Here is a 12255-nt window from a genome sequence, read left to right on the forward strand (position 1 = left end):
GTCACCGACGCCACCTGCCGACCGTTCCGCGTCTATCTGGTCTGCACCCCCCCGGCCCCCTCCGGCGGCCCCGCGGTGCTGGAGGGCCTGGCCATCCTGGAACACACCGACATCGCCGCCCATCCCAACGACGCCCAGGGCGGGTCCCGGTTCTCCCAGGCCAGCCGGCTGATGTACGCCGACCGCGACCGCTATATGGGCGATCCGGACTTCGTGGACGTGCCCACGGCGGGCCTGCTCGACCCCGCCTATGCGGCGACGCGCGCGGCCATGATCGCGCCGGACATCGCGGGCCCCGCGCCCGGCCCCGGCACGCCCAGGGGCGCCGGCGTCCGCGCGCCGGACGCCACGGTCGAGCCCGGCGGCACCTCGCACCTGGTGATCGTCGACGCGGCGGGCAACGCCGTCTCCATGACCACCACGGTGGAGAGCATCTTCGGCAACGGCCGGATGGTGAACGGCTTCTTCCTCAACAACCAGCTGACCGACTTCTCCTTCGCTCCGAAGGACAAGAACGGGGTCCCGGCGGCCAACGCGGTGGCGGGCGGCAAGCGTCCCCGCTCGTCGATGGCCCCGGCCGTGGTCCTGGACAAGGACCGCCGGTTCGTCGCCGCCGTGGGGTCTCCCGGCGGCTCGGCGATCCTGGCCTATAACCTGAAAGCCCTGGTGGCCTTCCTCGACTGGAAGCTGCCCATCGACCAGGCCATCGCCCTGCCCAACCTGATCGCGCGCGGCGACGCCTATGCCGCCGAACCGGCCAAGTTCCCGGCCGGCGTCGTGGAGGCCCTGGCCGCCAAGGGCGTCACCCTGAAGCCCGGCGGCGGCGAGGATTCCGGCCTGCACGCCATCGTCATGACTCCGACGGGTCTGATGGGCGCGGCCGACCCGAGGCGCGAGGGCGTGGCCAAGGCGCCGTAGTCAGCGCTCGCAGCTCACCAACTCTTCTCCCGGCGAAGCCGGGACGCAGATCATCCTGGAGCGTCGATCAGGACCCCTGTTCGTGTGGTTCGTGGCTCCAATTCGTCGGACCGCGACGCCGCGAGGCTGATCAAGATTGTCCACGAACCACACGAGGGTGATCGAGCTCGGTGGCTGGAAGTGAATCTGGGTCCCGGCCGTCGCCGGGAGGAGCGGATCAGGCCCCCTTCGCCCGCGCCCGCTTGGTCTTCAGCTGTGGAGGCGCGCCCGGCAGGCGCAGCTCGAACACCGAGCCTTGTTCGCCGGTCTCGGCGAGGGTCAGGTCGCCGCCGTGCCCCTGGGCCAGCTCGCGGGCGATGGCCAGGCCCAGCCCCGCCCCACCGGGCCGGCTTGATCCGGCGAAGGGCTGGAAGATCTTTTCCTGGGCGCGCTTGGACACCCCTGGACCATTGTCGGAGAAGCGGATCAGGGTCGCGCCCTCGGCCTGGCTCAGGGAGACCGTGACCACGCCGGGCGCGGTGCGGCCCTCCTGCGCCTCGATCGCCTCCCGGGCGTTGCGCAGCAGGTTGGCGACGATGCGGTGCAGCTGGTCGGGATCGGCGATGACCTGGTCGGCGGGATCGATAAGGGTTTCCAGCCGCACGCTGTCGTCGGAGAGCCGCGCCTCCTCCGCCGCCATCTCCAGGGCCGGGGCGAAGGGCATGGCGCTGATGTCGGGCGCCGCCTCCTGGGTCTTGCCATAGACCAGGACGTCGGTGGCCAGCTTCACGGCGCGGTCCAGGGCGCGCTCCAGGCGCGGCAGGGCCTGGGCCACCTTGGGATCGCGGGACGCCGCCAGCCGCTCCGAGGCGATCTGGGCGCTGGTGAGCATGTTGCGCAGGTCGTGGTTGATCTTGGCCACCGCCTCCCCGAGCGCCGCCAGCCGGGCGCGGGAATTGAGCGCCACCCGCAGGTCGGCCTGCATCAGGTCCAGCTCCACCTCGGCGCGGCCGATCTCGTCGCGGCGCCCGGAGGGATCAAGGTGCGAGGCCGGATCGTCCGGGTCCGCGCGGAACCGCTCCATCGCATTGGTGATGCGCTGCATCGGGCGCACCAGGAAGAAGGCCAGGGACAGATAGACCAGGATGCCGGCCACGGTGGCCACGAAGGCCATGATCAGCAGCAGCTGCCAGAGATAGCGGGTCAGCTCGCGCTTCAGCACGGCGTCGGGGGCGACGATCTCGATGAAATCAGCCTTGCGGATGCGGGGCTCGGCGATCACCCGGACCATGCGACCCTCCCCGCCCCCCAGCAGGGTCTGGAACGGCGCCGCCAGCCAGGAGATCGGGGCCTGGTCACGCAGGTCCACGAGATAGGGCGCCCGCTCCAGCTTGGGGCCCTGCAGCACCAGGCGGCGCATGCCCTCGGTCTGGATCGCCACCCGCTGCACCCCGGCGCCCTCCAGCAGCTGGGCGGCCAGGGCCTCGCTCACCACCCGGTCGGGGGCGACGTCGGGGGCGATGGTGGCCAGTTCGGCGGCGCGGACCCGGTCCAGCAGCCACTGTTCCTCGAAGGCCGCCAGGGCCGGCGGCAGGGCCAGGGCCCCGGCCGAGACCACGAACAGGATGGTGAGAATCAGCAGACGCGCGGAGAGGCCGCCCGGCCAGAAGAACCGCCGTCTGGTTCGCCTCGGGGGCGCCTGAGGCTGAGGGGCGTCCGCCATGAGCCTTCCCCCTACTTCACCGTGGGGCTTTCGGCAACGCGACGTCTGCTCGCCTCATGCGCGAATCTAGCCGTCTGCGCCCACCGCGGCGGCCACGCTGGCGAAGCCGTCGGCCCTCAGACGCTGGGCCAGGTCGCGCTTGATCCGCTGAACCAGGCCCGGCCCGCCGAACACCATGGCCGAATAGAGCTGCACCGCGCTGGCGCCGGCCCGGATGCGGGCATAGGCGTCGGCGCCCGAGGCGACGCCGCCGGCGCCGATCAGGGCCAGCCGGCCGGCGGCGGCGGCGTGGAACTCGCCCATCATCTGCTGGGCCAGGGCCTTCAGGGGCGCGCCCGACAGGCCGCCGGTCTCGCCGGCATGCGGCGAGCGCAGGTCCGGGCGGCCGATGGTGGTGTTGGAGACGATGACGCCCGCCAGCCCATTGGCGATCACCGTCTCGACGATCGCCTCCACCTCGCCGGCCTCCAGGTCCGGCGCGACCTTCAGGAACATGGGGACGAGGCCCTCGGCGGGCAGCCGGTCACGGGTCTCGGCCAGTCGGCCGAGCAGCTCCTCCAGCGCCGCCTTGGTCTGCAAGGCGCGCAGGCCCGGCGTATTGGGCGAGGAGATGTTGATGGTGAAGTAGGAGGCCAGGCCCCACAGGCGGGTCAGCCCGGTCACATAGTCGCCGATGCGATCGGCTGTGTCCTTGTTGGCGCCGATATTGGCCCCGATCACCCCGGGTCCCCGCCGCGCCAGCCGGGCCGCGAAGGGCTCCAGGCCCTCGTTGTTGAAGCCCATGCGATTGATCACCGCCTGGTCCTCCGTCAGCCGGAACAGGCGCGGACGCGGATTGCCCGCCTGGGGCAGCGGCGTGACCGTGCCGCACTCCACGAAGCCGAAGCCCGCCGCCAGCATGGGGCCAAACACCTGGGCGTTCTTGTCGAAGCCGGGCGCCAGGCCGACGCAGTTGGGCAGGGACAGCCCCGCCACCGTCGTCCCCAGGATCGGATCGTCGCGGCCTGCGCGGGGACCCAGGCCCATGGCCAGGCCCTTGATCGTGACGCCATGGGCGTCCTCGGGATCGAGCACGTGCAGGGCGCGGGCGGCCAGGTCGTGGATCACGCGAGGTCTCCCAGGATCGGCACGCCGTCGGCCCCCAGGGGCGCATCCGTCACCGCCCGAACCTGGGCGGGGGTCAGCACATTATAAAGGTGTGGAAACAGATCCCCGCCCCGCGACGGCTCCCACCGCAGCGCCGGCCCCAGGTCGTCGCCCTCCACCTCCAGCACCACCAGGCCGGTCAGGTCCTTGAAGTAGCGCCGCGCGGTCTCGCCGGCCTGGGCGGCCGTGGAGAAGTGGATGAAGCCGTCGGCCAGGTCGACGGCGGAGCCCAGGAAGCTCCCAGAGGCTTCGGCGCTGGTCCATTCGGCGCGGGAGAGGATCTTATAGATGCGGGTCATACCCCTCCTCTCCCCTGTTCAGGGGAGAGGGTAGGGTGAGGGGTCTGCGGCCTCTCCATCGGCGCAGCGCCAGGCCGGCAAGCCCCCCTCACCCTACCCTCTCCCCCCGAAGAGGCGGGGGGAGAGGAGGAGCATGCTCGCGACATCGTTCTCATCGCTCACCGCCCCGGGAAGAACAGGCCGTCATAGGACGGGCGCCCGGCGTGGTCGAAGAGGAAGACCGCCGCCGCGGCGGTGGGAAAGCCGTTCTGCGCCTTGGCGATCAGGGCCGGGGGCGCGCCGCCGTCCCGGAGCATCTGGACGGTGAGGTCCTGCAGGCCCGGATTGTGCCCCACCACCATCACCGTGCCGCAGGCCGCGCCGGCCGCCTTGGCCAGCGACCGGACGCGGTCCGGCTCGGCCAGGTAGAGGCTGTCCTCGAAACGCACCTGCGCCTTGGGGAAGGCCTTGCAGACCGCCTCCCAGGTGTCCCGCGTCCGGGCGGCGGCCGAGACCAGCGCCACGTCGGGGCAGAAGCCCAGGTCGGCCAGGGTCGCGCCCATGGCGGCGGAGGCCGCGATCCCGCGGGCCGCCAGCCGCCGGTCGAAATCGTCGCCGCTGGGGGCGTCGCGCTCGGCCTCGCCGTGCCGCAGGAGGATCAGCCGGTCCATGGTCTCTCCGTCGCCCCACCCATGCGTGGGAGTCACCTCGGTTCATAGCGGGCCTCGCCGCCGACGCGAAGCGGTTGACAGCGAAAGAGGTTGGCGGTCCAAGCGGGCCATGAGCGACGTCGGCCACGCCACCCTCGCCACCCCCACCGACGGCGGGACCTGGAGGTCGCCGGCCGACCGTCCGCTGCGCCTGGATTCCGGCGCGGTCCTGGCCCCCCTGGAGATGGCCTACCGCACCTACGGGACCCTGAACGCCGACAAGACCAACGCCGTGCTGATCTGCCACGCCCTGACCGGCGACCAGCATGTGGCCTCCACCCATCCGGTGACCGGCAAGCCCGGCTGGTGGACGACCGTGGTGGGCCCCGGCCTGCCCCTGGACCCTGAGCGCCACTTCATCATCTGCCCCAATGTCATCGGCGGCTGCATGGGCTCCACCGGGCCCGCCTCGCTCGATCCCAGGACCGGCAAGCCCTACGGTCTGGCCTTCCCGATGATCACCATCGCCGACATGGTCCGCGCCCAGGCCATGCTGGTGGAGTCCTTCGGGATCGAGACGCTGTTTTCCGTCGTCGGCACATCCATGGGCGGCATGCAGGTCCTGCAATGGGCGGCCGACTATCCCGAGCGGCTGTTCTCGGCCATCGTCGTGGCCGCCGCAGCCCGCCACTCGGCCCAGAACATCGCCTTCCACGAGGTGGGCCGTCAGGCGATCATGGCCGACCCCGACTGGCGCGGCGGCGCCTACGAACTTGAGGGCGTGCGCCCCGAGAAGGGCCTGGCCGTGGCGCGCATGGCCGCCCACATCACCTACCTCTCGGAGACCGCCCTGCAGCGGAAGTTTGGCCGCGAACTGCAGCGGGACGGCCTGTCCTGGGGCTTCGACGCCGACTTCCAGGTGGAGAGCTACCTGCGCCACCAGGGGGCCAGCTTCGTCGACCGCTTCGACGCCAACTCCTATCTCTACATCACCCGGGCGCTGGACTATTTCGACCTGGCCGCCAGCCACGACGGCGTGCTGGCCAACGCCTTCCTGCGGGCCCGCAACGTGCGCTTCTGCGTGCTGTCCTTCTCCTCGGACTGGCTCTACGCCACGGCCGAGAGCCGAGACATCGTGCGCGCCCTGAACGCCGCGGGCTGTCGCGCCAGCTTCGCCGAGATCACCACCGACAAAGGCCACGACGCCATCTTCCTGGAGGAGCCGGCCCTGGACTCAGCCCTGCGCGGATTCCTGGCCTCGGCCGCCGAGAAGCGAGGCCTCGCGTGAGGACGACCCGCGAGGACTTCAAGGAAATCCTGCGCCTGGTGCGCCCCGGCTCGCGGGTCCTGGACGTCGGCTGCGGCGAAGGCGAGCTGCTGGAGCTGCTGACCCGGGAAAAGGGGGTGGACGGCCAGGGGCTGGAAATCTCCAGCCAGGGCGTCTCGGCCTGCCTGGCGCGCGGTCTGGCCGTGGTGCAGGGGGACGGCGACCGCGATCTCGATCACTTCCCCACCCAGGCCTTCGACTACGCCATCCTGTCAAAGACCCTGCAGCAGATGCGCGAGCCACGGCACGTGCTGAACGAGCTGCTGCGCATCGCCGACCGCGCGGTGGTGTCCCTGCCCAATTTCGGCCAGTGGCGCGTGCGCTGGTCACTGATGGTCAATGGGCGCATGCCGGAGACCAAGGCCCTGCCCGAGCCCTGGTGGTCGACCCCCAACATCCACCTCTGCACCCTGCACGACTTCACCGCGCTCTGCGACGACCTGGACCTGCGGATCGAGGCCTGTTCGGCGCTGAACGCCGGCAAGCCCGCGCGGTCCATCGACCCGACCCGCGCCCTGGAGAACTGGCGCTCCGAGACCGCGCTCTTCCTGCTCAGCCGCAAGGGAGAGGCCGAGGCCAACCCCTCGGTGCGCAACGGCGAGCTGTTTGCGAAATAGCGCGCCCGCTCACCCTGGCGAAAGCCAGGCCCCGGAACGCTAGGGGGCGTCCGGGTCCCACAGTTGGGGATGAGGGTCCGGGGGGGAACTTGCAGGTGGCTCAGGCGAGCCACCTTGGCTGGCGTGCGCCGGCCGCCGCCATCAGGCTAATCAGCGCCATGCCGCCCTCGAACAGGCACAGGGCCGCGACGACCACCACTGGGGTCTCGCCCAGGGCGGCGGGGTCCAGGGCCACCAGGACGCCGCCGACGATCAGGCATGACACCGAGCCCACGAAGGCCACCTTGGAACGCCACAGCGGGGGCTTTGCGGCGGTATGCCGAGCAATGCAGACGAGAACGGCGGCGAGCGCCAGCAGTCCTCCGGCCAGGTGGGTCATGGTAATAAGCGCCTTAGAACACCATACGGGCGACGATGCGGGCGTCGTAGGCCTCGTAGTCGTCGCGAACCTCTCCGCCGCCTTCCAGGGCGAAGTCGACATGGTCGCTCTGGCCGCGGAGGGCCAAGCGTACAACCGCACCGCCGCCTGAGAGTTCCGGGGACGCGATGGTGAAGGCCGATCCGCAGCTGACGAAGCGGGCCGTGGTGGCGTCCGCCCCGTCGCCGGAGACCTGGCGCCAGCCGGCGGTGAGCTCAGGCCCCCAGCGGAAGTCGCCCTTCATGCCGAATCTGGCGCCGACGCTGACGCCGGCGAAGGCGGCGATCTGGCTGGACGAGCGCTCGTCGATGGCCAGGTTCATGGCGTCGCCGCCGCCGGTCTCGGTGCGGTCGTCCTCCTTCAGCAGGAAGTAGTCCAGGGTGGCCTGGGGCCGGGCGTAGAAGGTCTCGCCCTCCAGGATCCAGTTCACGTGGGCGTGGGCGGCGACCGTGGCGCCCTTCCAGTCGGACTCCGCGGTGCGGGTGAAGCCGGACTCGCTGAGCACCCGCTGGCTCTTCATCGAGGCGTAGCCGCCGGTGAGCCCCGCCCCCAGCGTCAGGTCGCCGAGGCTCTCGCGCCAGTAGACGCCCGCCGACAGCACCGTGCCGGAGAGCGATTCCGAGCCCACGGCGCCGGCCTCGTCCACATCGACATTGAGGAAGCTGGTCTGCAGGCCAAGGGCGCCGAGCGCGGTGTCGGAGGCCTCGATCCCGGCGGCGATCCCGAAACCGCCGGCGTCATAGGCGGTGGAGCGATCCACGTCGCGCTTGATCATCACCGCGATCTCCTGGGTCCAGGCCCTCAAGCCCTCGCCCGCGTCGCTCATGGAGGCGTCGGCGTCCGGGCCGCGGCCCGCGGCGTCGGAGGCCGCCGCCAGGGTGTGGAAGAGCCCGCCTGCGTGGTCGGGCAGGAACTGGTCGTACAGCGTCTGGAAGCCGGCCTGCGTAGTCTTGGAGAGCAGGGCGTCGCGGACGGCGGCGTCCTTGTCGAAGGCGGCGAACACCGCGTCGTAGGCCGCGCTTTCCGAGGCGGTCATGCCCGCCTCGGCGGCGGTGCGGCGGCGCACCTCGGCCACCAGGCTGGTGGTGGGGGCGTCCACCCGCAGGGCGGCCTTGTAGAGGAAGGGGGTGTCCCCCAGCAGGCTCTGGTCCAGGGCCCCGGCGGTCAGCGAACCGGCCTTGATCAGGGTGAAGCTGGCCGGCGCCTCCAGCTTGGACGCGAAGGACAGGCCGATCTTGGAGCCGGTGGCGAGCGTCGCGGCGCCGGAGACGTTGAACAGGGTGGACTTGGCGGCCTTGGGGTCGGCGGTGAACACCAGCTCGCCGGCCGCGCCCAGGTTCAGGCTGGTGAGGTTGACCGCCGCCGTGCTGGTGTCGGTCAGCCGGCCCTTGACGATGTCGATGGTGAGGCCGCCGCCGGCGTCGGTGAGCGCCCCGGTCAGCCTGGCGCCGCCATTGATCACCAGGCTGTCGGCGCCCGAACCGAAGGCCACCGCCCCGTTCAGCACGCCGGCCAGCAACTCCAGCCGCCCCGCGCCCGCGCCGAACAGCACGTCGCCGGTGATGGTGGGGGTGATGGCGGTGTCGCTGTTGGCGTACTGGCGCAGCACCACGCCGGCGGTGTTGGCCCGCAGGTCGAAGGCGATGGCGCGGCCGGTCACCGGGAGGGTGGTGTCGGTGGCGATCACCGTGGCGACCACGGAATTGATATTCTCGATGGTGCGCAGCGATCCCGAGGCGTCCAGCACGGCGGTGGCCGAGGCCCTGGAGCCGCTGACCAGGGCGCTGATGGAGCCGCTGTTGGCCAGGTAGGGCAGCGAGGCCCCGGCGTCGATGCGGATCGCCGCGATGTCGTTGGCGTCGGTGGCGACGGTGGTGGCCTTGATCACCCCGGCGTTGGTCAGGTTGGCGCTCTGGGCGCCGGCCCCCATCCAGAAGGCCGTGGCGCTGGCCTTCACCCCGGTGGCCAGGATTGAACCTGAGTTCCAGACCCCGCCGTCGACGGTCACCGTGCGGCCCAGGCCTCCGAACTTCAGGCCCACGGCCGACACCCCGTCATAGACCCCCGCGCCCTGGACCGTGCCCTTGTTCATGAAACCGAAGGCGTCCGCGCCGGTCCCCACCACGCCCAGCCAGACATTGCGGGTGTCCGACCCGATCAGCACGCCGGGGGCTGCGCCATAGGCGCTGGCCGAGCCGGAGGACCCGATCAGCATCCCGCCGAACAGGTCGCCGCGCACCCGCACCGCCGGCCCGCCGATCAGCAGGTCGTCGGCGTCCAGCTTGGCCACCACCGCGTCGGTCCCCCGCGTCGTGGAGCGGAAGCCCGAGGCGCCGATGGCCGAATTGATGGAGAGCTTGCCGCCGACATTCTCATCCAGGGCCACGCCCACGGAGTCCTTGCCTTGGGCGGTGACGCTCCCGGTCACCACCACGTCGCCACCGACCGTGCCCAGGGCGTGCAGCCCATAGGAACGGTCGCCAATCATCGAGATGATCCCCGCGGTCTGCAGGGATCCATCGATGGCGCTCTCCAGCGCGACGCCGGCTGAATCGTTGCCCTCCACGGTGATCGAGCCCGCGGTCTGGGTGATGGAGCCATGGAAGGTGGCGGGCCCCGTGACCCGCACGCCGACCCGGTTGGAGCCGACGGCGAACGGCCCGTCATTGTCGCCGTCGCTGTCGGTGTCCTTGATCTCTGTGGTGTCGTCGACGCTGATCGAGCCCGACAGCTTCACCTCTCCGGTATGGCCGCCGACGATCGCCAGGCCGGTGGCGTTGTTGGCGTCCGAGATCGAAATGGTCCCCTCGTGGGTGACGTTGTTGTTGCTGTTCAGGGTCAGGGCCGCGCCGCTGGTGACCTTGATGGACCCCGCCGAGGTGACCTTCACGTCGTCCCGCGCACCGCTGGCCGCGGTGGCCGTGGCCACCGGCGTGGTCACCGCCGTGGAGATCGCGGTCTCGGCCCAGGCGGGCGCGGCGACCAGGCATAGGGGGGAGGCCGCAGCGAGCATGAGGTGACGAAGCGACATGGGATATCCGAAAGATGAGGACGAAGGGGCGGTCGATGTTTATGGTAGTCGACGAGGCGTTATGCATCGCGTAAGAATGTGTTTCGTAAGAACTGTATATCGGTCCGATTGTGGCCGCAAGATGGCGTGGTCCAGGAGTTGAATTTCAATGCCCAGAGCTGCGGTTGATCCCATCCGCGCGGCGGCCACCAAGAGCCTGCGGCAGGCGGCGGGACGCTGGCTGAAGGCTGGGCGCGAAGCCGCGGGCCTGACCCAGGCCGAACTCGCCGAGCGGGTGGGCATGCGCTACTACACCTTCGTCTCGCAGGTGGAGAGCGGCCTTGGCCGGGTTCCCATCGAGATGCAGGGGGCCTGGGCCCTTGCGGTGGGCCTTGATCCCGCCCATTTCGCCCGCACCCTGCTGGCCTATTACGAGCCTGAGCTGAACCGGCTGCTGTTCGGGGACGCCGCCCAGATCTTGCCCGACGCCCCGCGCGCCTTCGGGACCTGAAGGACCGCCCCGCCCCGATGAGCAACGTCGTCCCGTTCACGCCCCGCGCCGAATCCGGCGGCTGGTCCGCCGGTGAGCGCGCGCGGCTGTCGGAGCTGGCCGACCGGCTGGCGGCGGACGGCATTCACGTGCGCGTGGTCTATGGGGCCACCGACGCCGGCGACCCCTGGTGCGTGATCACTGACGAATTCGACGAGGTCCTGGTCCACGTCGCCCGCATCAACGGCCAGTTCGTCATCCATGACGCCGCCGCCGACGTGGTGGAGGAGGACGACACCCTCTGGACCGCCGTCGATCGCCTGCTGGGCGCCGATTGGCGCGACGGCCAGGGCGAGGTGGTGGTGCCCATGGCCGCCCGCCAGGCCCAGAGCCTCATCGCCCTGGTGGTGGCCGCCGCCTTCTTCGACATGACCGCCCAGGCTCACGAGACGCCCGAGCCCACGGGCCATGACACCGGCGCCGCGGTTCTGGCCGCCTTCGCCACCGCCGCTGTCCTGGCCGCACCAGCCGCGGCGGAGGAACACCAGCGCTTCGAACGCCTGGCCGCCCCGGCCGACGACACCACCCCTGGTGACAGCGCGACGCCCACCCTCGCCGAGGAAGCCCCCAAGGCCGAGGCGCCCGCAGACGAGATCAAGCCGGCCCTCACAGAGGCGGACGGCCCAGCGGCCGGGCCCCCGATCCTGGCGGCCCAAGCCCAGGCGAACGCCCCTCAGGGCGGTGACGGGATCAACGTGCTCGTGGGCGGCGCCGGCGACGACAGCCTGAGCGGCGGCGGCGGGTCTGACCACCTGGTGGGCGGCGCGGGGGACGACACCCTGTCGGGCGGCGGCGCCGGCCCGGGCCAGGCCGACCTGCTGGAAGGCGGCGACGGAAACGACCAGATTCACCTGGGCGCCCAGGTGGCGGCCATCGGCGGCGCGGGGGACGACACCTTCGTTCTCGAGGTCGCCCAGGCGCCCGAGACGCCGCCGCAGCAGCACGATCTCGGCGTCATCCTCGACTTCACCGCCGGCGACCGGCTGGCCGGCGCCAACGGCCACCTGGTCAGTGTCATCAACGCCACGGTCCAGGACGACGTGCTGAGCGGCCTGCGCGGCTTCACCTTCCCCGGCCACATGCCGCCGCCCCTCCCCGGCTTCCGCGTCGAGGTCGACCTCGACGGCGACAACCAGGGCGACGGCTTCCTGATGGTGGCTGGCACGGGCGTGGCGGGCCTGGTGGGCCACCTGCCCAGCATCGGCCCGCGCCCTCCGGCGCCGGCGGAACCGACGGACGTGGTGGTGGCGATGAGCCCCGTGGCCGTGCCGCAAGGCGACTTCCTGCTGGGTTAGTTCCAAACCCGCTCCTCCCGGGCGAAGGCCGGGACCCAGATCCACCTCTGGCCTCCGGTTAAGACCCGCCGTTCGTGTGGTTCGTGTGGTTCGTGGTTCCAAGCCTTCCAGCCGTGACACCGCCAAGACCGATCAGATTGTCCACGAACCACACGAACCACACGACCGTGGATCACCGCTGACAACTCTGGATGAAGCTGGGACCCCTGAGTTCTCAAACGAAGTGCAACACCCTGCATTGGCGGAGGTGTTGTCATGGGACGGCTCTACGAGCAGCTCAGTCTTGATGAGCGGTGCGAGATTGCCCGGCTACGTGGCTCGGGGTCGTCGATCCGGCAGATCGC

The 12255-nt window shown here is 71.0% G+C and carries 11 protein-coding genes; 5 read left to right on the forward strand and 6 right to left on the reverse strand.

Features of this window, described 5'->3' with window-relative positions:
- Positions 1 to 918: gamma-glutamyltransferase (locus tag Q8N10_RS11405; protein ID WP_305663923.1), on the forward strand; the 918-nt coding region annotated here is incomplete at its 5' end.
- Positions 919 to 1135: 217 nt separating this feature from the next.
- Here Q8N10_RS11405 and Q8N10_RS11410 read toward each other — a convergent pair.
- The 4 genes from Q8N10_RS11410 to Q8N10_RS11425 form a co-directional block, all read right to left on the reverse strand.
- Positions 1136 to 2620, reverse strand: coding sequence for a HAMP domain-containing sensor histidine kinase (locus tag Q8N10_RS11410; RefSeq protein ID WP_304780800.1), 1485 nt, complete (start codon positions 2618 to 2620; stop codon positions 1136 to 1138).
- 66 nt (positions 2621 to 2686) lie between these two features.
- Complete coding sequence (locus tag Q8N10_RS11415) at positions 2687 to 3727, reverse strand: quinone-dependent dihydroorotate dehydrogenase (RefSeq protein ID WP_304780799.1); 1041 nt, start codon at positions 3725 to 3727, stop codon at positions 2687 to 2689.
- Positions 3724 to 4065 carry a DUF952 domain-containing protein gene (locus Q8N10_RS11420; protein ID WP_304780796.1) on the reverse strand — a complete coding sequence of 114 codons (342 nt, stop codon included), beginning with the start codon at positions 4063 to 4065 and terminating at the stop codon, positions 3724 to 3726. Before Q8N10_RS11420 ends, Q8N10_RS11415 begins: the two co-directional genes overlap by 4 nt.
- Before the next feature lie 158 nt (positions 4066 to 4223).
- On the reverse strand, positions 4224 to 4715 hold the full coding sequence (locus tag Q8N10_RS11425) for a histidine phosphatase family protein (RefSeq protein WP_304780794.1): 492 nt from the start codon (positions 4713 to 4715) through the stop codon (positions 4224 to 4226).
- Between the two features lie 109 nt (positions 4716 to 4824).
- Between Q8N10_RS11425 and Q8N10_RS11430 the strand changes: the two genes are divergently transcribed.
- A complete protein-coding gene (locus tag Q8N10_RS11430; protein WP_304780791.1) occupies positions 4825 to 5982 on the forward strand; it encodes a homoserine O-acetyltransferase in 1158 nt (385 codons plus the stop codon).
- Positions 5979 to 6638: a methionine biosynthesis protein MetW gene (gene metW, locus Q8N10_RS11435; RefSeq protein ID WP_304780790.1), complete on the forward strand. Its 660-nt coding sequence runs from the start codon at positions 5979 to 5981 to the stop codon at positions 6636 to 6638. The genes Q8N10_RS11430 and metW overlap by 4 nt, the downstream gene beginning before the upstream one ends.
- 100 nt (positions 6639 to 6738) lie before the next feature.
- Here the strand turns inward: metW and Q8N10_RS11440 are convergent, their stop codons facing one another.
- Complete coding sequence (locus tag Q8N10_RS11440; RefSeq protein WP_304780788.1) at positions 6739 to 7017, reverse strand: hypothetical protein; 279 nt, start codon at positions 7015 to 7017, stop codon at positions 6739 to 6741.
- Positions 7018 to 7030: 13 nt separating this feature from the next.
- Entirely contained in the window at positions 7031 to 10087 is a 3057-nt protein-coding gene (locus Q8N10_RS11445; protein WP_304780785.1) for an autotransporter domain-containing protein, read from the reverse strand.
- Between the two features lie 148 nt (positions 10088 to 10235).
- On the opposite strand from Q8N10_RS11445, the gene Q8N10_RS11450 reads away from it, so the two are divergent.
- Together Q8N10_RS11450 and Q8N10_RS11455 are read left to right on the forward strand one after the other, a co-directional pair.
- A complete protein-coding gene (locus Q8N10_RS11450) occupies positions 10236 to 10577 on the forward strand; it encodes a helix-turn-helix domain-containing protein (RefSeq protein WP_304780783.1) in 342 nt (113 codons plus the stop codon).
- Positions 10578 to 10594: 17 nt separating this feature from the next.
- Complete coding sequence (locus tag Q8N10_RS11455; protein WP_304780781.1) at positions 10595 to 11911, forward strand: hypothetical protein; 1317 nt, start codon at positions 10595 to 10597, stop codon at positions 11909 to 11911.
- Positions 11912 to 12255: the final 344 nt, after the last annotated feature.

Origin of the sequence: Phenylobacterium sp., from assembly GCF_030693625.1 — a bacterium.
In the GTDB taxonomy this organism is placed as follows: domain Bacteria; phylum Pseudomonadota; class Alphaproteobacteria; order Caulobacterales; family Caulobacteraceae; genus Phenylobacterium; species Phenylobacterium ferrooxidans.